At 47.9% G+C, this 19,391-nt stretch carries 23 protein-coding genes and 1 tRNA gene; 8 read left to right on the top strand and 16 right to left on the bottom strand.

The features are described from left to right. Nucleotides 1-19 precede the first annotated feature (19 nt). The 7 genes from cysW to F7P81_RS13700 all read right to left on the bottom strand — a co-directional run bounded on the left by cysW (nt 20) and on the right by F7P81_RS13700 (nt 7,279). Nucleotides 20-892, bottom strand: a complete 873-nt coding sequence (gene cysW / locus F7P81_RS13725) for a sulfate ABC transporter permease subunit CysW (RefSeq protein ID WP_281348910.1) — start codon at nt 890-892, stop codon at nt 20-22. Next, nucleotides 876-1,718 (bottom strand): sulfate ABC transporter permease subunit CysT, encoded by an 843-nt coding sequence (gene cysT / locus F7P81_RS13720; RefSeq protein ID WP_151159944.1) that lies wholly within the window; start codon nt 1,716-1,718, stop codon nt 876-878. Before cysT ends, cysW begins: the two co-directional genes overlap by 17 nt. Before the next feature lie 78 nt (nt 1,719-1,796). Continuing rightward, a complete protein-coding gene (gene cysP, locus F7P81_RS13715; protein ID WP_151159942.1) occupies nt 1,797-2,807 on the bottom strand; it encodes a thiosulfate ABC transporter substrate-binding protein CysP in 1,011 nt (336 codons plus the stop codon). A 249-nt stretch (nt 2,808-3,056) separates the two neighbouring features. Next, nucleotides 3,057-3,200 (bottom strand): hypothetical protein, encoded by a 144-nt coding sequence (locus F7P81_RS17140; protein ID WP_170265285.1) that lies wholly within the window; start codon nt 3,198-3,200, stop codon nt 3,057-3,059. Nucleotides 3,201-3,511: 311 nt separating this feature from the next. Continuing rightward, nucleotides 3,512-4,078 carry an NADPH-dependent FMN reductase gene (locus F7P81_RS13710; protein ID WP_246176128.1) on the bottom strand — a complete coding sequence of 189 codons (567 nt, stop codon included), beginning with the start codon at nt 4,076-4,078 and terminating at the stop codon, nt 3,512-3,514. Nucleotides 4,079-4,268: 190 nt separating this feature from the next. Then, nucleotides 4,269-5,828, bottom strand: a complete 1,560-nt coding sequence (locus F7P81_RS13705) for a TerC family protein (RefSeq protein ID WP_075656249.1) — start codon at nt 5,826-5,828, stop codon at nt 4,269-4,271. 773 nt (nt 5,829-6,601) lie between these two features. Then, on the bottom strand, nt 6,602-7,279 hold the full coding sequence (locus F7P81_RS13700; RefSeq protein ID WP_022709872.1) for a DedA family protein: 678 nt from the start codon (nt 7,277-7,279) through the stop codon (nt 6,602-6,604). A 516-nt stretch (nt 7,280-7,795) separates the two neighbouring features. On the opposite strand from F7P81_RS13700, the gene F7P81_RS13695 reads away from it, so the two are divergent. After that, a tRNA-Lys gene (locus tag F7P81_RS13695) sits at nt 7,796-7,871 on the top strand. Nucleotides 7,872-8,202: 331 nt separating this feature from the next. Here the strand turns inward: F7P81_RS13695 and F7P81_RS13690 are convergent. Then, on the bottom strand, nt 8,203-8,829 hold the full coding sequence (locus F7P81_RS13690) for a LysE family translocator (protein WP_183956650.1): 627 nt from the start codon (nt 8,827-8,829) through the stop codon (nt 8,203-8,205). 154 nt (nt 8,830-8,983) lie between these two features. Continuing rightward, entirely contained in the window at nt 8,984-9,202 is a 219-nt protein-coding gene (locus F7P81_RS13685; RefSeq protein ID WP_151159940.1) for a hypothetical protein, read from the bottom strand. 211 nt (nt 9,203-9,413) lie between these two features. Here F7P81_RS13685 and F7P81_RS13680 point away from each other — a divergent pair, with 211 nt between their 5' ends. Beyond that, nucleotides 9,414-9,887: a c-type cytochrome gene (locus tag F7P81_RS13680; RefSeq protein WP_151159938.1), complete on the top strand. Its 474-nt coding sequence runs from the start codon at nt 9,414-9,416 to the stop codon at nt 9,885-9,887. A gap of 220 nt (nt 9,888-10,107) precedes the next feature. Here the strand turns inward: F7P81_RS13680 and F7P81_RS13675 are convergent, their stop codons facing one another. The 3 genes from F7P81_RS13675 to F7P81_RS13665 are packed head-to-tail and all read right to left on the bottom strand — an operon-like array spanning nt 10,108 to nt 12,353. Continuing rightward, nucleotides 10,108-11,013: a dihydrodipicolinate synthase family protein gene (locus tag F7P81_RS13675; RefSeq protein ID WP_151159935.1), complete on the bottom strand. Its 906-nt coding sequence runs from the start codon at nt 11,011-11,013 to the stop codon at nt 10,108-10,110. A 21-nt stretch (nt 11,014-11,034) separates the two neighbouring features. Then, nucleotides 11,035-11,718, bottom strand: a complete 684-nt coding sequence (locus F7P81_RS13670; protein ID WP_151159933.1) for a B3/B4 domain-containing protein — start codon at nt 11,716-11,718, stop codon at nt 11,035-11,037. Nucleotides 11,719-11,741: 23 nt separating this feature from the next. Continuing rightward, the gene (locus tag F7P81_RS13665) at nt 11,742-12,353 is read right to left on the bottom strand and encodes a LysE/ArgO family amino acid transporter (protein WP_151159931.1); all 612 of its coding nucleotides are present in this window, start codon (nt 12,351-12,353) and stop codon (nt 11,742-11,744) included. A gap of 99 nt (nt 12,354-12,452) precedes the next feature. Between F7P81_RS13665 and F7P81_RS13660 the strand changes: the two genes are divergently transcribed. Further along, nucleotides 12,453-13,355, top strand: coding sequence for a LysR family transcriptional regulator ArgP (locus F7P81_RS13660; RefSeq protein ID WP_151159929.1), 903 nt, complete (start codon nt 12,453-12,455; stop codon nt 13,353-13,355). A gap of 96 nt (nt 13,356-13,451) precedes the next feature. Then, entirely contained in the window at nt 13,452-13,871 is a 420-nt protein-coding gene (locus F7P81_RS13655) for a group III truncated hemoglobin (protein ID WP_151159927.1), read from the top strand. A gap of 61 nt (nt 13,872-13,932) precedes the next feature. Here F7P81_RS13655 and F7P81_RS13650 read toward each other — a convergent pair whose 3' ends face one another. Beyond that, nucleotides 13,933-14,439, bottom strand: coding sequence for a hypothetical protein (locus tag F7P81_RS13650; RefSeq protein WP_151159925.1), 507 nt, complete (start codon nt 14,437-14,439; stop codon nt 13,933-13,935). Between the two features lie 379 nt (nt 14,440-14,818). Between F7P81_RS13650 and F7P81_RS13645 the strand changes: the two genes are divergently transcribed. The 3 genes from F7P81_RS13645 (at nt 14,819) to F7P81_RS13635 (ending at nt 16,286) form a co-directional block, all read left to right on the top strand. Then, nucleotides 14,819-15,253 carry a DUF2834 domain-containing protein gene (locus F7P81_RS13645; RefSeq protein WP_151159923.1) on the top strand — a complete coding sequence of 145 codons (435 nt, stop codon included), beginning with the start codon at nt 14,819-14,821 and terminating at the stop codon, nt 15,251-15,253. Nucleotides 15,254-15,338: 85 nt separating this feature from the next. Continuing rightward, nucleotides 15,339-15,848, top strand: coding sequence for an MgtC/SapB family protein (locus tag F7P81_RS13640; protein WP_116087713.1), 510 nt, complete (start codon nt 15,339-15,341; stop codon nt 15,846-15,848). A 99-nt stretch (nt 15,849-15,947) separates the two neighbouring features. Then, on the top strand, nt 15,948-16,286 hold the full coding sequence (locus tag F7P81_RS13635; RefSeq protein ID WP_246176127.1) for a hypothetical protein: 339 nt from the start codon (nt 15,948-15,950) through the stop codon (nt 16,284-16,286). Nucleotides 16,287-16,574: 288 nt separating this feature from the next. Here the strand turns inward: F7P81_RS13635 and F7P81_RS13630 are convergent, their stop codons facing one another. Together F7P81_RS13630 and F7P81_RS13625 are read right to left on the bottom strand one after the other, a co-directional pair. After that, the gene (locus tag F7P81_RS13630; RefSeq protein WP_022709125.1) at nt 16,575-16,910 is read right to left on the bottom strand and encodes a hypothetical protein; all 336 of its coding nucleotides are present in this window, start codon (nt 16,908-16,910) and stop codon (nt 16,575-16,577) included. 132 nt (nt 16,911-17,042) lie between these two features. After that, nucleotides 17,043-17,366: a hypothetical protein gene (locus tag F7P81_RS13625; RefSeq protein ID WP_022709126.1), complete on the bottom strand. Its 324-nt coding sequence runs from the start codon at nt 17,364-17,366 to the stop codon at nt 17,043-17,045. Nucleotides 17,367-17,528: 162 nt separating this feature from the next. Here F7P81_RS13625 and F7P81_RS13620 point away from each other — a divergent pair, with 162 nt between their 5' ends. After that, nucleotides 17,529-17,876: a hypothetical protein gene (locus F7P81_RS13620; RefSeq protein WP_022709127.1), complete on the top strand. Its 348-nt coding sequence runs from the start codon at nt 17,529-17,531 to the stop codon at nt 17,874-17,876. Between the two features lie 75 nt (nt 17,877-17,951). On the opposite strand, the gene F7P81_RS13615 is transcribed toward F7P81_RS13620, so the two are convergent. Further along, a complete protein-coding gene (locus tag F7P81_RS13615; RefSeq protein ID WP_151160020.1) occupies nt 17,952-19,370 on the bottom strand; it encodes a M20 family metallopeptidase in 1,419 nt (472 codons plus the stop codon). Nucleotides 19,371-19,391 lie beyond the last annotated feature (21 nt).

The raw sequence follows: 19,391 nt of genomic DNA, 5'->3' as shown, positions 1-19,391 counted from the left end.
CAGAGGCGGCTTCATCTTTTTAATCTACCTGCTTGCGTTCCAGCCAGACTTTCAGCACCAGTGTCAGCAGAGCCAGCACCGCCAATGTTGAAGCCGCAGCAAATGCGCCAACTGTGTTTTGATCCTGAAACAACAGATCAACCTGCAAAGGCAGCGTATTGGTTTTACCGCGAATGGCGCCGGAGACAATCGATGTCGCGCCATACTCGCCCATAACCCGTGCATTACACAGCACGGCACCATAGAGCAGTGCCCATTTGATATTCGGCAGCGTCACATAGAAGAAGGTTTGCAAGCCGCTGGCACCGAGCGAGAGTGCCGCCTCCTCATCCTCGCCGCCCTGCATTTCCATCAGCGGGATCAGCTCGCGGGCAACAAAAGGACTGGTGACAAACAGGCTGACCAGAAAAATCGCCGGAATTGTGAACATGATCTTGATATCATAGCTCTCCAGCAAAGGCCCCAGCATCCCCTGCGCACCATAGAGAAACAGATAGGCTGTACCGGCAATAATCGGCGATACAGAAAACGGTATTTCAATAAAGCTGATCAGCAAACGCCGCCCCGGAAAGCGGAAACGTGTGACCAGCCATGCCACGCAGACACCGAAAGCCATATTGATCGGTACAACCACAATCGCCGTCAACATAGTCAGCCACACCGCATGCATCGTATCCGGCTTGGTAATTTCTGCCCAGAAGCGTCCCATACCGCTGCCAAAAGCTGCAGAAAAAATCACCGCCATCGGAATGCCGAGCACGATCAGCGACAGCACAACGGCCAGCCCGATCAGGAAACGCCGTCCCCAAAGTCTGCGTCGAAACTGCGGTGAAGTTTTTTCAGAAGCTAAAGCAGGAAAAGCTAAAATCGCCATATCAGTTTCGCTCCGCATAGCGCAGCTGCCGTGCCTGCATCAGATTGGTTATCAGCAGCATGGCAAAAGCCATCAGCAACATCACCATCGCCAGAGCCGCCGCTGCCGGATATTCATATTCATCCAGCCGCACGAAAACGAGCAGCGAAGTCACTTCGGTTTTAAATGGCAGATTGGCAGAAATGAAAACAATCGCACCAAACTCTCCCAAACCACGTGCAAAGGACAAAGCACTGCCCGCCAGAAATGCAGGCAGGATCATCGGCCAGATCACATGGCTGAAGACCTGCCATGGATTGGCACCTAGCGTCTCCGCCGCCTCCTCCACATCGTGATTCAAGTCTTCAAGAACCGGCTGTACCGTGCGGATAACAAAAGGAATACTGGTAAAGGCCATCGCAATTATTATGCCTGCAGGCGTATAGGCCAGGTATAGGCCAAGCGGTTCAGTATATTGCCCGATCCAGCCATTCTTCGATAAAACGGTTACCAGCGCCAGACCGGCAACGGCGGTCGGCAATGCAAAAGGCAGATCAACGGCAGCATCCAGCAGGCGCTTGCCCGGAAACTCATAACGCACCAGCACCCATGCCATCAGCAGACCGAACAGAGCATTAAACACCGTAGCGGCGGCAGAGGTGAGTATGGTCAGCTTGAATGTCGCCACAGCGCGTGGCGAACTGATAATCGCCCAGAAATCCGCAAAGCCAAGACTGGCCGTTTTCATAATCAGAGCAAAGAGCGGCAGAGCCACAATCACCGTCAGATAAAGCAGCGTACAGCCCATCGTAATACCAAAGCCCGGCATCACAGTTTTTCTGACTTTAAAGATTGGTCTTTTCATAACCGGTCTGCTCTGTATGGGATACGGGAAAAACCGGCGCGCCTTTGAGGACGCACCGGCTGTCATGTTCAGATCACGTTATTTGCCCGTGAACAGCTGATCGAGAATACCGCCTTCGGCAAAATGCTCTTTGGTCACATTTGCCCAGCCACCAAATTCATCTTCCACACGTACCAGTTTCACCTCAGGGAAATTGGCTTTGTGCTTTTCAATGGTTGCAGCGTCATGCACACGGTTGAAATTGCTGGCGAGAATTTCCTGCCCCTGTGGTGCATAGAGGAAATCAAGATAGGCCTGAGCGATTTTACGCGAGCCGCGTTTATCGACAACCTTATCAACAATAGTCACCGGAAACTCGGACAGCAGGCTGATTGGCGGTACCACGACTTCATATTTATCTTTGCCAAGCAGCTTCTGAGTACCCAGTACTTCAGCTTCAAATGTCACCAGAACATCGCCAATACCGCGCTCGGTAAAGGTTGTGGTCGCACCGCGGCCGCCGGTATCAAACACCGGAACATTCTTGAACAGCTTGGTAATGAAATCGCGAACCTTGGCATCGTCTTTATTGAAAGCTTCACGCGCATAGGCGGTCGCGGCCAGATAGGTATAGCGCGCATTGCCGGAGGTTTTAGGGTTCGGGAAAATCACCTGTACGTCTTCACGCACCAGATCATCCCAGTTTTTGATCTGCTTCGGATTGCCTGCACGCACAAGAAACGCTGGGAGTGAATAATAAGGCGAGGAATTGTTCGGCAGACGGCTCTGCCAGTCCGCAGGGATCAGATTGCCTTTGTCATGCAGTACCTGCACATCCGTCACCTGATTAAAGGTCACGATATCGGCTTCCAGCCCTTCGAGAATAGAACGGGCCTGTTTGGAGGAGCCGGCATGAGACTGATTGACGGTGAGTGTTTCACCGGTCTGCTCTTTCCACACCGGAATAAAGGCTGTGTTGACCTGCTCATACAGCTCGCGGGCAATGTCATAAGAGACATTGAGGATTTCTTTCGGATCCTCAGCCTGTGCCGCAGTCAAAGAAGTTCCCAAACCGAGCACAAGCCCGGCCGCTAACAGAAGTTTTTTCATGAAATAACCGCCGCCTGTGTCTTTGCCTGAGGCAAATGATTGGAGTTATCTATAGCTCCAAAGATTAAGCAGCAGCGGCATGAAATCAATACTAAATTATTGATTTAAATAGATAATTTACTTTTAGAAACAAAATCAGAAATCTATGATACGTCAGAAAAAGAATGAGCAAGATTTTGCTAGCAAACATTCATATGGCGCAATTTGATTTCCGGAACATGGTTGAAAAATCGCAGTTTGCGGAAGGTTTTACCAAATACCGCGGTGACGCCAGCAGCCGAATTTTTCGGATTGGTTAGGTGCAAGGCGGCTTTGGCGTCGCCGTTCAATGGTCTTCTCGTCCTGAGAAATTTCCTGCCAGAATTTTTGAAACGCCTGACCGCGCTGCTGCATTATTCCCTTCAGAGACTGAAATAGAGCCATGAATAACACTCCTGTATCGTCAGATTGCCAGCGTTTCCCGAAAAGTGTGAAACGGTTTTCGGGTAAGATACGCGCAAAAACAAAGAGACAGAGCATTTCCTGTGATCAAGATAAACTGAAAATGCTCCAGAATTAACATTCCGTTAATGTCTGCCAATACAGTGCTATTGTCAATAATCCCATTAATTTTATGTGGTTTAAGATTGCTAATTTGGCGCTAAACACAAAAAACCGCTACATTGCTGCAGCGGTTTTTCATTCAACATCAATAAGATGGAAGCTTACTTATTGCGGATTGTCTGCAGGCCGTCATTCCAGACTTTCAGCTCTGCCAGAACAGTCTTTGCACTGGCTTCAACCATTTCAGTCGCAACAAATTCACCGTTCTCATTCAGGAACTGCGGATAATTCGGCAGCGGAATACCTTCCGGCAGCGGCATCATACGCAATGTGCTCAGATGCGAACGGGCAACCTGTGCGGAGCGCAAACCGCCGGACACACCGCCATAGCTCATAATAGCCGCAGGCTTATAATTCCATTCGGTATTGAGGAAGTTCACCGCATTGAAGAATTCAGCCGGAGGGGAATAGTTATATTCCGGAATCACAAAGACAAATGCATCACCGGCATCAATGAGCTTGCTCCATTTTTTGGTATGCTCATGCTCATATTTCTGCGCGCGTGGATGTGTGGATTCATCAAAAAACGGCAGTTTAACTTCTGCCAGATCAACCAGCTCTGCATCGAAATCAGAATTTGCGGCTGCAAAATCATTAAACCATTTGGCAAATTTATCGCCATGACGCGCAGAACGTGTTGCACAAATGATTGTATAAAGCTTTGGCACGGATATTTCCTTTTTCAGCTGAAAAACAGACAGGCATAACTGCGCCCTCTTTTCAGCCACCTGTTAAAAGTGTTTCAGAAAAACTGCAAGTTATCTCCTGCGACACAGTGTTCACAGAATAGGACAATGCATTTTATATAAAAACGCCGCATCAGATGATGCGGCGTTTCTCTCTTATCAGTCAGCCAGCTTAAAGATCATAAGCAGGCAAAGCTGTGATTTTGACTTTGGCGATGTTACGGCGCTCCATGGTCAGAACCTCGAACTCAAAACCTTCGGCAGTGAATTTTTCACCACCTGTCGGAATATGTCCGAGATGCCAGAGAACAAAACCGGCCAGTGTCGTATAACGGTCATCCTCATCCACAAGATCACGATCCAGAATACCGCTCAGACGGCGGATATCTGTAAAGCCATCGACAATCCAGACACCGTCTTCGACGGTCTCGACACTCGGAGCATCGCCGTCTTCATCCGGAAACTCACCGGCAATGGCTTCAAGAATATCCGTTGGCGTTGCAACACCTTCGAAAGAGCCATGTTCATCGACGATAACCGCCATCTGCACCGGAGAACCGCGCAACTGCTCCATAACCCGCAGCACATTGCTGTGTTCATGAACAACCAGCGGCTGTTTCATGGCACTCTGCCAGTCAATCGGTGCGGAATCCGCCAGATAAAGCAGCAAGTCTTTTGTCAGCGCCACGCCGACAAATTCATCGACCTGTCCACGGGCAAGAATGACACGTGAATGGGCAAACTGACGCAATTCATTGCGAAGCTCTTCTTCACTCGCATCCAGATCCAGCCACTCCACCTCATTACGCGGTGTCATGATGGAACGAACCGGACGATCAGCCAGATCCAGCACACCGCGGATCATTTCCTTCTCTTCCGGACGGAACACATCTGCCGCAGCAGTATGTTCCGCAATCACGTCAACAGTTTCCGACAGAGCATTGTCACTGCCGCGACCACCACCAAGAAGGCGCAGAACGGCACCGGCGGTACGTTCACGCAGGTCATTGGTCGTCACACGTTTTTCACGGTTGTGACGGCCGACCTGATTGGCAGCTTCGATAAGGATCGAGAAGCCGATTGCCGCATAGAGATAGCCCTTAGGCACGTGATAACCGAAGCCTTCAATCACCAGACTGAAACCGATCATCATCAGGAAGCCAAGACACAGGATAACCACGGTCGGATGTTTATTGACGAATGTCATCAACGGCTTGGAAGCAACCATCATCACTGCCATAGCAACGACAACAGCAATCATCATCACCGGCAGATGCTGCACCATGCCCACAGCGGTAATCACGCTATCGAGCGAGAACACAGCATCAAGAACAACGATCTGGGCAATAACCTGCCAGAACACCGCATGAACCGGATTACCTTCCTTGACGGCATTTTCACCTTCAAGACGCTCATGGAGTTCCATCGTACCTTTGGCAAGCAGGAACACACCACCGACGATCATAATGATATCGCGGCCGGAGAAACCAAAGGAGAAAATGGTAAAGAGCGGCTGTGTAAGCGTTACGATCCACGAGATCGAGGCCAGCAAACCAAGGCGCATCAAAAGCGCAAGCGCAAGGCCGAGCAGTCGCGCTTTATTACGCTGGCTCGGTGGCAATTTACCGGCAAGAATAGAAATAAATACGAGATTGTCGATACCAAGAACAATCTCAAGAACAATCAGAGTAACCAAGCCTATCCAGGCATTGGGATCGGCAATCCATTCCATGGGTTGTCGTTTCCTAGAATTTCTGTTGCGGGATGCGGTTGCAAGCCTGTTTTTGGCCAGCCAAACGCGCAAGCACTGGTTCGGCACTGAATCCGGTTACAAAAAACCGTGTCAGTTCCGTTCCGCTACCGGTTTTGAAATCAGATAACCGGACATGCTTATTGGCAGTGTGATTTCCTGCTGATAGCGCAGGATCAGAGATCCCTTTTTTCAGAGCCGCTTCAGGCACCTGAAACAAGGTTTGATACATCACCGAGAAAAACAGAAGGATTTTATCCCGCGGGCCGGTCTCCTTTGCAGAAAACAGGCGGGCGATGACAGCTGCAGCACCGGCAGTCTTATCACGCAGAAATTGTACAGGACGGGAAACATGCACAACCGGTGGAACAGAGGTCTGATATGTCAAAGACCTGTTTTGTCTGCCAGCGGCGTGCAGGAAAATTGTGTTTCGGATTGTTACCAGTTCGGAGCGGCAACAATCCGGAATAGACGAATCGTCAGAAGTATCTTCCGGCATCGGAGTTTTTAAAGACCCATTTTAGGCGCAATTTGCGCGGTTAAACATTTCATATTCAGCGTAAAGCTTTTAAAAATCAGACCATTGCACGATGAACGGCTGTCTGTTGGACTGATAATTTGCATTTATAATGAATACAAATGCAAATCTAATCAAGTTCGTCCGGTGATTATTTTGCCAAACCTCTGGCAATGCGGCAACAATTTTACGTGTCTGTGTATATCAGACACTGCCCCGAATTTTATGACAGGAACTATTATTCAGCTGGTGTTGCAGAGATTTTATTCTTCGCGGCACCGCGTCTGCGCTCATGTTTCGGGCGTGCACGCATAAAGCGGACACCAACAATACTGACAACTGTCGCCAGCACTGTAAGAGCAACAGCCATCCACACCCAGTCAGTACCATCGAGACGTGCAAAGATGCCCGCACCTTTACCGGCCAACCAACCTGGCAGGATCATAACCGGCGCCCAAACCAGCGCGGAGGTAATATTAGCGGTCTGAAAACGCTTCTGATCCATGGACATCATGCCCGCAACCAGCGGCACGGTACAACGCACAGGGCCGAAGAAACGGCCAAAAAACACGGCAGCAAAACCATATTTGCGGAACAACAGGCGTGCCTGCGCAATATGGGAACGGTATTTGTTCAGCGGCCACTGGTGAATAACCCGACGTCCGAGCCACCAGCCCAGCAAATAGGAAATAACATCGCCGATAACGGCACCGATAACAGCGCCGATCATGACGGGAATAGGATCGATAATACCGGCCCCGACCAGACCGCCGATTGCCAGCATGATTGGTGTTGCCGGAATCAGCATACCGATCACAGCCAGAGACTCACCAAATGCTATCAACCCGACAATCGGTCCGGCCCAAGCCTGATTGGCCGAAATAAACTGCCCGAGATCGCCGATAAAACCGTCCATTGAACCCTCAGATCATGCAAAGCATGAAAATTTCCGCGCTGCTTCGCCATCATTCCTGTAAATGATTAATACTGCCCGGAAGGAGGATTAACCAGAACCATAGCAGACGCTATGCCAGTTTTTTTGCGCCTAATTATGGCACAAAGACAAAACTCTGATGACAAAACCAGTCAGCAGCAACAATATTCAGCAGTCTGTATAGCTGTTAGATTATTAAAAATCCGATATGCAGGCTGAAACTTAATTCAGCGTGATATACCTATATGTCTGCAATGCAAACTATATGTGCAATCATTTATCACGTATCAAGGCTATTTAGCCGCCTGTTTTGCGGTTTATGAACCGAAACATCCCAGTCAGGCGTAAAAGCACAATCCGGATCAGTCACTTGCCTGCCTCACATCACAAGACATGAAAATTGCACATTTTTTTTCAAAAAAATAATTTCATGACTAGACAGGCCTTCGGCTCCACTTTATAGAACCGCTCACTTACTGAATGATTATTCAGAAAAGTGGGTGCGTAGCTCAGTCGGTAGAGCAGCTGACTCTTAATCAGCGGGTCACAGGTTCGATCCCTGTCGCACCCACCAAGCTTTTCAATAGCTTAGTGGAAACCTCCCCAGAACGAACTGCTGTAGTTTACAATCAGTTTACTGTTTTTGTGCAATCTCACTCCTTAATCAGCATGAGATTGAATGCACTGGAGCACTCTTTATGCATCTCTGGCAGGAACATAGATGAGCTGGAAGATTGCCATGCAGTTCAAAAACAACCCCATCTAAATGAAATTGAAACCGTGTCCGATGCAAGGCTAGAGGCTGCAAAGGTCAGATGCGCATAGCTATGGTCAGGCTGGATGAACTGTCCGGCTTTACCTCAGGGGTGGTATGAGTAGAGTAACTCACATTGTATTAGATAGTTTTAATTTTGTGTTGCAACACGAAGTGCAAGGCCTGCAAAAATAGTTCCCATTACCCACTGCTGTATCTTGATCCACTTCGTGTGACGCAACACGACAAAGGAAATTGAACCGGCTGTTACTATTACTACTGACTGAACCGTAATTGCCGACAATATCTGCACTAAGCCTAGTGTCAAAGACTGCACAAACACACTCCCTTGTGCTGGGTCAATAAATTGAGGGAGCAGCGCTAAGTAAAGCATTGCAACTTTTGGATTTAATAAATTTGTCAAAAACCCAACTATAAAAAGCTTTTGATAGCAATCAACATCAACTCGACGAGGTGTTAACGAAAGTGTTTTCTTTGGCCGTAGGGCTGCCCACGCCAGGAAAAGCAGATACAAAGCCCCCAGATAACGCAGCACCTCATAAGCGTAAGGCACTGCGAAAAACGCCGCAGTTATTCCCAAGGCACTGCACAAGACATAAACAACAAACCCCATTGCAATACCGAAGAGAGAGATAAAACCTGCTGTTTTCCCCTGACAAACAGTACGTGAGATTAAATAAATCATATTAGGCCCCGGAATGAGGGCCATTCCAAATGTCAAACTTGCGAAGGCTAATACCGTAGACATTGTCGGCAAGGAGTGATCTCCAATAAGCGCCAGATAACGATGGGTTTATGAATGGCAATGATTGAGAATTAATCAGTTTTTCGTCCGTACCCAACTTGCAACGCTTAACTCAAAAACGGGTCGATGGATGTTACTTTTTCTCCTGAGCTAAAACAGCCAACACCTAGTCGAGACCCTTAATTGTCTCTTTGGCACTTTCCCACATCTCTTCCTTTAGCTCTTTCATACCTTCGCGTAACTGGTTCACATGGCCGTCAAGACCAACACGGTGTACGTAATCATCACATGCCCTGCTTATCGCCTCATGCAACGCATCGTTACCAGACTTGATAGACGCAACCGAAATGAAACGGCTATAGAGGCAGATATCCCGATCAGCCATTGATATCATCCGAACAACTATCGGCATTCGCCACGTAAGTCACCATGTTCAACTCTGCCTAAGCCATCGATTACCTCATTAATACTTATCCTGCTCTGTATTTAACCCACGCCCTCCATCAAAAGGCTAATATTGTACTCCGTTTAGCTAGCTTACTTAAGCGCCTCTACCTTGTTAACTGTCATAGGTATCAAGCTAAATGGAGAGAAAAATGATAAGGTTTGTTACAGCGACTTTCATTATTGTTTTTGCAAGTACAGCAATAGCGGCCGACAAGGCCAGCGTGGAAGAAGGTGCGCGTATCGCTGTGACCGGCGGATGCCATGACTGCCACACAGAAGGCTTCGCTGAAAGTGGTGGTAAAGTAGACACCAAGAAAGCGCTGTTAGGAAATCAAATCGGGTTTCAAGGGCCTTGGGGGACGACTTATCCCGCTAATTTGCGCATTACCCTCTCCAAAATGAGCGAAAATGAGTTCGTAAAATACGGACATACAATGAAAACCCGTCCACCTATGCCGTGGTACGGAGTGAATACCATGACTGACCATGAGTTGCGGTCATTATATCAATATGTGAAGTCATTTGGGGAAATTGGGCGTCCTGCTCCAGAATATGTGGAACCAAACCAGACACCCAAAACGCCGTTTATCGTCTTTGCTCCACCCAATATGCCCGCTCAATAATCAGTAAACTCCCGCATCATAACCAATACCATAGTTCGTCGATTTCCTTCGTGCCCTCTAATCAGAGGGGCAAGGGTGCGCAATATCGTATTCACCAATTTTTCAATAGCTTAGTGATTTCTCGCAAGAACATAACAGCGTAGTTACATATAAAAACCGTGCACATTTATATGTGATTTTAGCGGCAGGCTCGCATGTTACAAAGCTCTGCCATTGTTATTTATTCCTGCCCTGTGGCTCCAGAAATTGCCCTTATTGCAACTGCAATTTCAGCAGCAATGCTTTTATCGAGTGGCAAGAACGGGCGCGGAAGTACAGCATCAGACAAAGACAGCTGATTAAGCATTTCATAAACAACACGCAGACTGCCATGTCGTTGAAACAAAGACCAAACCGGCTGCAAAATCCCGTTAAGTTTGTGTGCCAGCTCTGTATCTTTTCTTTCAGATGCACGTGTTAAACTGACACAGAGTTCAGGAAAAACGCCTCCCAAAACGCTATACCAAACATCCGCGCCTTTGAGCAAAGCTTCGGAGCATTTCCAATCACCGCTATAGCCACACGAGAACTCCGGCGGAACTGAAGCGCGTTGCTTCAGTATATGCTGCTCCAAATTACTATCTGCCGGCAATGCATTTTTGATGCCGACAATCCCCGTCACTCTGGATAGACGGGCTATTAACGCATCAGAGAAGTTAAAGTGCGTCGTTCCCGGATTATCGTAGATACAGATCGGTAGCTGACTATCTCTAGCAACACTAGCGTAGTGCTCAAAGACCTCATCCTGCGTTAAACTTGTGTATGAAACAGGCGCTAATAGCCCTACTGTAGCCCCTAAAGACTTCGCATCCTGTGCAAATTTAACGGCATCATCCGTCCGTAGAGCACTTACGCCGACAATTAGCGGCACCCTGCCTTTAATTTGCTGATGCGCCGCTTCTATTGCCTTTTTCCGCTCTGCATAATTCAGATACATATATGTACCTGTACTGCCGAGAAGCCCGATTGAATCGACCCCGGCGACAATCATTCTTTCGATTAGCGAACATAGATTTTCTATGCAGACTTCGCCATATTCATTGGCAGGCGTGATCGGAAACGCAGAGAGACCGGTTAATACTGACATAAAATTTTTTGCACCTACCGGCTAAACCGCAGTTTTTTGTATGAGTATTTCACTGTTCGGTGCCATTTTCCTGATACCATTCACAAGCATATCCCCTGCTTCATCAAGAGCAGATGCAGGCATTGCTTTTAAACTTTCCAATATAAACCACATACGGCCTCCAGCATGATCAAGCCGCGTCCTGCCTCCTTGACGCCAGTTCCAGCGCCTGCATGTAACACCCAGATCATCACGCCAAATCACCTCCCCCGGCATAGGGTTCTCAATGACGTCCTCTCCGTTATTCTTAGTGTCAAAAATCTCGGTTCCTTCAGCAAGCATCAATTGAGGACGCCCGACATAGGCATCGTAATTTTCCCCGCCTACCGGCAGCGCATAGCGCAAGCTAATTGCATTATAGAGATCAACAACAGGATTGATTGCAGGAATGCGTCCCTCTTTCAAGACGCGCTTTCGAAGCGCCTGAGCAGAACATGGAGTGCGATTAGGCTTCGCACCAAATTTCAGATAGATGTCTGCCCAACCAGCCAGGTGATCCTCTGCCCATGATGGTCCGCCTGCCAGCACATAAGCACACGCATCGTCCAGAATAACAGGATCAATCTCATTCATGACACCCGCCTTGGTATCGACATAGATACTCAGCGCACGAAAATCCGGCGCTATTGCCATTACTTTCTCAGAAATAAACGGGGCTTCAGGCATTCAGTTAAACTCCGGTGATTTACTCACAAACCAATAAGAAGACGGGCAGCAATTCCCCACATTACAAATGCAATAATTGCCTCAAGAATTCTCCACGCTGACGGTTTTGCAAATAGCGGTCTCAACCACTTTGCCCCGTAACCAAGCGAAAAGAAAAATAAAAATGAAGCTAAGATTGCACCGGCTGCAAACATAAACTCAAAACCTGAAAACTGGGTCGAGATAGAGCCGAGCAGCATCACCGTATCGAGATAAACATGCGGATTGAGCCATGTGAGCGCGAAACAGGTCAGCACAGCTGCTTTTAAACTTTGCTTTTCAGCAGAATTACCGGATGCAAGGGTTTCAGATGATCGCAATGCCGAGCGCATATTAGCCGCCCCATAGAATATAAGAAATGCGGCTCCGCCATAGCGCATGACCGGATCAAGCCAGGGCGCCATGCCGATAATCGTACCAAAGCCCGCGACCCCCAATGCGATCAGAATTGCATCGGACAAAGCGCAGGTTAAGGAAACGGCAAAAACATGTTCGTTGCGCAAGCCTTGCCGCAGCAGGAAAGCATTTTGCGAACCAATGGCAACGATCAGGCTCAGCCCCATCGTCATGCCTGTAATGAATACTGATAAGCTCATATCTGAATTTTAAACTCGGCTGGAATTGCAAACCGTGTTATCAGAAGCGTGAGTTTAGTAAAATTAAACAATCTAATTCAAAGTAAGGGAAACTAATGCATGATTGACTATCCTGCCGCTCTTGCTGTCAAGATGGTTGTACAAACCGGCAGCTTCGAACAGGCTGCCAAAGCTCTGCATGTAACGCCCTCTGCAATCTCTCAGCGTGTGAAAATCATAGAAGAACGTCTCGGCGTGTCTTTGATCGAGAGAGGAAGCCCGTGTGTGGCAACAGAGAAAGGTGAATGGCTCTGCCGTCATCTGGAACATGTCAGCATGCTTGAAAGCGAGCTGGCCAAGCATTTGCCTAATCTGGCTGAGATGCAAAACTCAGCGATGCAACGAATTACCATCAATATAGCTGTAAATGCCGACAGTATAGGCACATGGTTCCTAAAGGCTATGGCTCCTTTTGTGCAGGATACAGGCTATTTACTGAGCATTGCGATTGATGATGAAGACTATACGGCTGAATGGCTTGAGCGCGGCCGGGTGCTTGCGGCAGTTACATCACTTTCAAAGCCAATAAAGGGCTGTCGTGTTTCGCAGTTGGGAGCATTGCGCTATCAGGCAACGGCCACCCCCGCTTTTATTGAAAAGCATTTTACCAATGGTATTGCAGAAGGAATTGCTAAAGCACCAGCACTCTCATTCAATCAGAAAGACCGGCTGCAACAGGAATGGATTAACCGGACACTGGGGCGTATTATTAATATGCCCACACATCGGATTCCTTCAACACAAGGTTTTATCGATGCCTGTTTAGCAGGAATGGGCTGGGGTATGAATCCGGTTCATATCGTGCATGAACACATCAAATCTGGTCGTCTGGTTGAACTGGTTCCCGACAGTGCTTTGGAAATTCCTCTGTTCTGGCAAGTCAATCATCTGGCAGCGAATGAACTGACCAATCTCACCCGACAGGTTACACAGGTTGCAAAGCAATTTTTGATCCAGCCGTGAATTTGCTTTCAAAACATGCCCGTTTTGAGTACAACCTGCTATATCCTTCCAACAAAAAAGCACACCTTACGTCGGGCAGTGCTTCCTGTACCGGTTATGACTGTTCTTATTAATCAACCGCATCCATCCATCGACAAAGCGTCAATCCAGACATTGGTTGCCAGATTTTACGGCCGTGCCCGTGAAGATGCATTAATTGGCCCGATTTTCGCCGATGCAGTACATGACTGGGATCATCACATTGCGCAGATTTCGGAATTCTGGTCAGCGGTCATTCTCAAAACCGGTGGCTATGAAGGTCGTCCGATGCCGCCTCACCTGAAGCTCAATTTAAAAAGCGAGCATTTTGACCGCTGGCTCGGCTTGTTTGAGCAAACTGCACGGGAAATTTTTCCTGAGGAAGCAGCCATTATCTTTATTGATCGGGCGCGCCGCATTGCCGATAGTTTTGAAATGGCGATTGCCGCCCATGCCGGAAAAATAATTGCACCGCGCCATTCCCGCCGGACCGTTTAACTATTCGCCAAAGCAGACATTCTACACAACTCTGGCTGACTTCAGATATTAAGCCGCACAATTATTTTTTTACTTGAACGCATAGATTGTCACCAGCCGGAAGCTCCGAAAACAGTTTAACATCAGCATCATAGCGATACACTATGATATTTGTCGTACAGTTATCCTCATATCGTGCGCAGGTTTGCATCGATACACAGAGACGGTCACCGGCACCCCAGACTTTAGCGGGAGGCCTGTCGTAAATCCCCTCATAAATAGTCTGTGACTGCGCCTCACCATCAGACCAGTTCAGCATAATTTCCGAACGGAAATGGTCATAACCAATATTGCTATAGCCGGTCTTATATTCAACAGCAGCAGGATTGGACATAAATGCAGTGCCTGAAGCTATATTTTCCCAGTCTGCAACATCTTCTGCATGGGCAGAAGCCGGAGTAAAAACAGCAACAACGCAAAGCAGACAGACACCCCCTGTTATGCTCCCTCTCTTGGATAAAAAATGAGCGACATCTTCTGCGAAGAACCGGCTGAAAATCATTTTGCCCCAACTATCCTCTTCATGCATATCCCGACACCTAGAGCGGTTTACGTCTAGATTGGATCATAGCGCTCGCTCTAGATTCTTTATTTGCTCGCATTATCACGGGCGTCAAGTTGATCCAACTTGACATAATCAAGAAGTCAAGTTGATCCAACTTGACTGTGAAATGCTCAAGCACGGCATGCCTTCGCTTATCGGTCTTAACTGATTATCTGCCTGTAGAACAAAACTTTCACAGCGAACAAAACTACAGAAAATTATAGCTGGGCAACACGCCCTCTAACTTGCCATTCTCCACGGACAGGAGATTGATATGGCAGGGTTCTGGATATGTATTTTTGTGATACTCGCCATAAACGGGGCAATCGCACTTTATTATGCTGGTGGCAGACGCGACAACTAATTGGCCAGCCGGACCGTTGCAGTTCCTCATGCTATCGCCTCTTGCTTTACTCCGGAAGTCGCGTTTTATTCTCCTCGGGTTTTAATATTTAAATCAGAGGGCAGAATGCGGCAGATTTATTTTCTATTGATGATTATAGGCGCAGCATTCCCTTTATATTTTTTCTGTTTGTTCCTGATCGAGAACGGGTTCAACTCAGCTTTATTTTTTGAGCATTTATTTGCAAACAATATCTCACGCTTCTTCGCAGCAGATGTCGCTATATCCGCACTGGTACTGATTATCTTTATCATCCATCAAAGCCGGAAACTTAAAATGCCTTCCGGATATTATGCTCTGATCGGCTTAGCTGCGGGCGTATCCTTCGCGCTGCCATTATTCTTATATCTGCGGGAAGGTCACATTGAGAAAATGAGCATCCGCGCGGAACTGTAAGAGCTTCTGCCACAACTGCTTCTTTGGAACATTCTGCAGATCACCACGTTTTCCTCTTCATCACCACAAAGATTCGAGGAAGCGGATGGAAGCGTTTCAGGCAGCAATCACAACCACGTTCAGCGCCGATAATTTCAATGTCTGGCCGCATATTATCGCCCTTGCAGCGGCCTATATATTGGCTTTGCCCATAGGCTGGCACCGGGAAAGGGAAGAAAGAAGCGCAGGCCTTCGAACTTTCCCCTTAGTTGCCGTAGCCAGCTGCGGCTTTGTTCAGGCAGCTGAAAGCATCACAGCAGACAATCCGGAAGCGCTTGCCCGTATTATAGAAGGTGTCATCACCGGCATGGGGTTTATCGGCGGCGGTGCAATTTTACGCCTCAGCACTTCAGTCAAAGGGACTGCAACAGCCGCAAGCCTTTGGGCCACCGGCGCAGTCGGCATCGCATGTGCGATGGGCACATTTGATGTCGCAATCATCATTGTCGTTTTCGCACTATTAACCCTGTGGATGTTCTCCAACGGAAAGTCTCTGACAGATGACCCCGACACCTCCGCACCTGAAACAGCGATCAACAAAAAAGGCAGCCAATAAACTGTAGAATATATTACCAGAAAACCGCTTGCTTATTACCAGTATCCATATGACATAAGCTTGCAGTAATAGTGTGTCCGATAAAAACAGCAGATAATAATGATGAAAAATATCCAGATTATCGACGGTGCAATAAACGCGACTTATAGCATATTTCAGGCAACCGAGAGTGAATATAACATCATCTTCCCGGATGAATGTGATATGGAGCTGATTGAAGACCTCATTGCACGGCTCGGTGACGATGAAACCAATCGTGTACTGGCTCCTCTTTGGGAGCGTCCGATATTGAAACGTAATGCTGTTGGCATTCACGGGACATTATTCTACGATAACGATCACCGTAAAAGCTTCATACCGCAATCAAAGCGTGAAGTTGACTGGAATGAACAGACAATCAATCAGGCCCAGTTCGATTTATTCTCGCGGTATCGTTAGATAAAACGATATAGAGCGCCGTGTGCCAGACTTGGCACACAAAGGTCGCTCTAACACTTTAAAATTATGCTCTAGCCGATGAGAAACAATGTCCACAAATTCAGAAGTGTAAAACACGCAGATCCTGAAAAGAAGCTGCAAATGCTTCCGCCTCCGCCTAAAACTCAGCTGAATAGCACTGCTTTTTCAGCAATTGTGATTGTTGTTTTCATCTGCACATTTGTAGCCACTCTATTCCTGCTTCAATAAAAACCCCGCACTTGGCGGGGTCTGTAAAATTGCGAATGACTATCTGCAGCCTTTGTTTCTCCACACGGCTTCAATGGCATTTATTTTGCCTTTAGACACAGCAACCTGTCCTTCTTTATTTCCGCCAAATGTGCTCGAAGCCGGAACACCGATTAAAAACACACCAACGGCATCTCCGGTTGCGGCATCATTCTGCTGTTTAGAAAGAACAGCAAGATTACTTTTCTCTCTGGAATATTCATGAGCCAAACTCTGACAGTTCAAATTTGAATAAGCTGCCATCGGAATATCAACCGGCACTATAGCATCAGGTCTTTTAGCACATGCTACAGAAAATACTGTCAAAGACAGAGCTAATATTAATTTGATCTTCATGATTCCCCCGCCATATACACACAGTCTAATTGGCCAAGGGATTGATTAAGGTCAAGTAAAACAAATAAGGCAGTCAAAAGACTGCCTTATACTTTAGTCATGCATATCCCGTTCATCCATGAATGAATTTGATCACGGGCATTCCTGATCCCGAACAAAACGGGCTTTAACAAAACCGTGCAATGTACCGTCTTCATAGGAATAGCTGACCGGACACCAGCGCTGCCCCCACGGAATTGTCTTCGGTGTGCATTCCCCCTTCAGAGCCAGCACACCATAATTATTGGCAGGAATTGAAATCACAATTCTGCTTTTTGCAGAGGGTCTCGCACGAACATTCAACGCATCACCGGCATCAACATTCACAACGCGAAGACAACCCGGCCCTGTTGTTGCATGTGCCGAAACCGGAAAGACTGCCAGTGCCAAAGCGATAATTATAGGTTTTGAAAACATACCGGACTTCCTGTCGTAAATTACAATTGCACAATAACATTCAAAACTGTACCGGGCATGAACATAGTCTCAGTAATACCAGATTATTTGATTTGTTTACTTTTTCGACACATGAAAGTTATACGCCCCTTTATCAATATTCATAAATATGACTGAGGTAGAATGTTAGGGCGTATTCTGAACGGTGTTGAACGCACATATCTGATCCGTGCCTGGTTAATTGGTGCTTGTTTCTTCGCTTTAATGGTCACGGTAGCTTTGCAGGCAAAAAACGGCGCACAGTTCGCCCCGCTTTTCTATTTTGCAATCTGCACGCTTATGTTCCCGTTTTCAAAACTCGTCTGGGATGAGCTGAAAAATCTCGTCATGGGACAGAATATTTTCCTGATGAACGCGCTGATCCTGATGATGCTGAAACTATTCATCAATGCGCTGCTATGGGCTTTCGCACCATTTATAGCCATCATTGGTATCGGATATATTTGGTATCGCACTAAATCGAATGATTGAGAGCACTCAAAATCATCAGCAAAAAAGGCAGCCTGAAGGCTGCCTTTTTCGTTTCATAATCACTTTAAACGACCATCAGCCTTTAGACATATCCAGCGGCGGCTCCACGCCTTCGCTCAACGGACTGATATAAGGTGTGCGGGCAGTTTGTGCCGCCAATGCTGCCTTGGCATCTGCCATCAGCACCGGATCACTCAGCACAGCAAGACCGGTCGCGGCCATCGCTTTTGCCACATGCACCATGGCTTTATGTGCTGCCGGAGATTTGCCCTGCGCCACCACCTGCCATGTGTGAAAAGGCGTGCCGATGGCCACTGTCGGCGCATGAACCTGCACAGTCGGCACCACCCAGCTGACATCACCAATATCAGTCGAGCCTATCTGTGGCTTATGTGGCTGATCGAGCGGCACTAAGAACTCTGCCAATGGTGCATCCGTTTCCGGCATTCCAATCACATTATAGACGGAAGAGATTTCTTCCGGTGAGAGGGTGGCACGGATTTTGCGGGCATAATCACGATCCTGATCGTCAAATTCCGGTGCGCCCAACTCCTGCATAGTGCGATACAGTGCCTGTTCCAGCGGCTTGTTGCTCAGCGTATTGGAAACCGCGCTGACGATTTTCATCTCCATACGGGTTTCGGTCATCATCGCAGAACCTTGCGCAATCTTGTTCACGCGGTTCACCAGTGAGAGCATGGTCTGCAAATCCATCGCACGGATAGAATATCGCACGCGTGCATGGGCTTGCACCACATTCGGAGCAATACCGCCGGTATCCAGCAATGCATAATGGATACGCGCGTCAGACGGCATATGTTCACGCATATAATTGACACCGACATTCATCAGCTCAACCGCATCGAGTGCACTGCGACCAAGATGCGGCGCAGCAGCCGCATGAGAAGCACGACCGGTAAAGATGAAGTCCGCACGGGTATTGGCCAGCGACAAAGCCGGAGCCACTTCCCAGAAGCTGTATGGATGCCAGGAGATTGCAACATCGGCATCGTCAAAAGCACCGGCACGCACCATAAATGCTTTGGCCGCACCGCCCTCTTCCGCTGGGCAGCCATAATAACGCACACGCCCAGGAATTTTATGTTCAGCAAGATAATTTTTGAGAGCAACTGCCGCAAGCAATGCACCCGCGCCCAACAGATTATGACCGCAGCCATGACCATGACCACCCGCTTCAATCGGCTTATGTTCAGAGGCACCGGCTTCCTGACTGAGCCCCGGCAGCGCATCATATTCGCCCATAAAAGCAATAACCGGCCCGCCTTCACCGGCCTCGCCAATCACAGAGGTCGGAATACCGGCAATGCCCTCGGTCACACGAAAACCGTGATGCAACAGCTCAGCCTTATGTTCAGCCATAGAGCGCTCTTCGGTATAGCAAACCTCCGGCATTCCCCAAACGCGGTCGCTCATTTCGATGAGGCGCTGCTTTTCGTCCTCAACCTTTTGCCACAAGTCCTGACGGTCATTCATGCTCATTGGATCATTCCTGCA

The sequence above is a fragment of the Pseudochrobactrum saccharolyticum genome (assembly GCF_008801715.1).
Classification (GTDB): domain Bacteria; phylum Pseudomonadota; class Alphaproteobacteria; order Rhizobiales; family Rhizobiaceae; genus Pseudochrobactrum; species Pseudochrobactrum saccharolyticum.
This window is presented reverse-complemented; position numbering and strand designations above follow the sequence as displayed.

Coding starts and splice junctions, on each gene's coding strand:
- cysW (WP_281348910.1), bottom strand. CDS start 892: ATGCGGAGCGAAACTGATATGGCGATTTTAGCTTTTCCTGCTTTAGCT.
- cysT (WP_151159944.1), bottom strand. CDS start 1,718: ATGAAAAGACCAATCTTTAAAGTCAGAAAAACTGTGATGCCGGGCTTT.
- cysP (WP_151159942.1), bottom strand. CDS start 2,807: ATGAAAAAACTTCTGTTAGCGGCCGGGCTTGTGCTCGGTTTGGGAACT.
- F7P81_RS17140 (WP_170265285.1), bottom strand. CDS start 3,200: ATGCAGCAGCGCGGTCAGGCGTTTCAAAAATTCTGGCAGGAAATTTCT.
- F7P81_RS13705 (WP_075656249.1), bottom strand. CDS start 5,828: ATGGAATGGATTGCCGATCCCAATGCCTGGATAGGCTTGGTTACTCTG.
- F7P81_RS13700 (WP_022709872.1), bottom strand. CDS start 7,279: ATGGACGGTTTTATCGGCGATCTCGGGCAGTTTATTTCGGCCAATCAG.
- F7P81_RS13685 (WP_151159940.1), bottom strand. CDS start 9,202: ATGGCTGATCGGGATATCTGCCTCTATAGCCGTTTCATTTCGGTTGCG.
- F7P81_RS13680 (WP_151159938.1), top strand. CDS start 9,414: ATGATAAGGTTTGTTACAGCGACTTTCATTATTGTTTTTGCAAGTACA.
- F7P81_RS13675 (WP_151159935.1), bottom strand. CDS start 11,013: ATGTCAGTATTAACCGGTCTCTCTGCGTTTCCGATCACGCCTGCCAAT.
- F7P81_RS13670 (WP_151159933.1), bottom strand. CDS start 11,718: ATGCCTGAAGCCCCGTTTATTTCTGAGAAAGTAATGGCAATAGCGCCG.
- F7P81_RS13665 (WP_151159931.1), bottom strand. CDS start 12,353: ATGAGCTTATCAGTATTCATTACAGGCATGACGATGGGGCTGAGCCTG.
- F7P81_RS13660 (WP_151159929.1), top strand. CDS start 12,453: ATGATTGACTATCCTGCCGCTCTTGCTGTCAAGATGGTTGTACAAACC.
- F7P81_RS13655 (WP_151159927.1), top strand. CDS start 13,452: ATGACTGTTCTTATTAATCAACCGCATCCATCCATCGACAAAGCGTCA.
- F7P81_RS13650 (WP_151159925.1), bottom strand. CDS start 14,439: ATGCATGAAGAGGATAGTTGGGGCAAAATGATTTTCAGCCGGTTCTTC.
- F7P81_RS13640 (WP_116087713.1), top strand. CDS start 15,339: ATGGAAGCGTTTCAGGCAGCAATCACAACCACGTTCAGCGCCGATAAT.
- F7P81_RS13635 (WP_246176127.1), top strand. CDS start 15,948: ATGATGAAAAATATCCAGATTATCGACGGTGCAATAAACGCGACTTAT.
- F7P81_RS13630 (WP_022709125.1), bottom strand. CDS start 16,910: ATGAAGATCAAATTAATATTAGCTCTGTCTTTGACAGTATTTTCTGTA.
- F7P81_RS13625 (WP_022709126.1), bottom strand. CDS start 17,366: ATGTTTTCAAAACCTATAATTATCGCTTTGGCACTGGCAGTCTTTCCG.
- F7P81_RS13620 (WP_022709127.1), top strand. CDS start 17,529: ATGTTAGGGCGTATTCTGAACGGTGTTGAACGCACATATCTGATCCGT.
- F7P81_RS13615 (WP_151160020.1), bottom strand. CDS start 19,370: ATGAATGACCGTCAGGACTTGTGGCAAAAGGTTGAGGACGAAAAGCAG.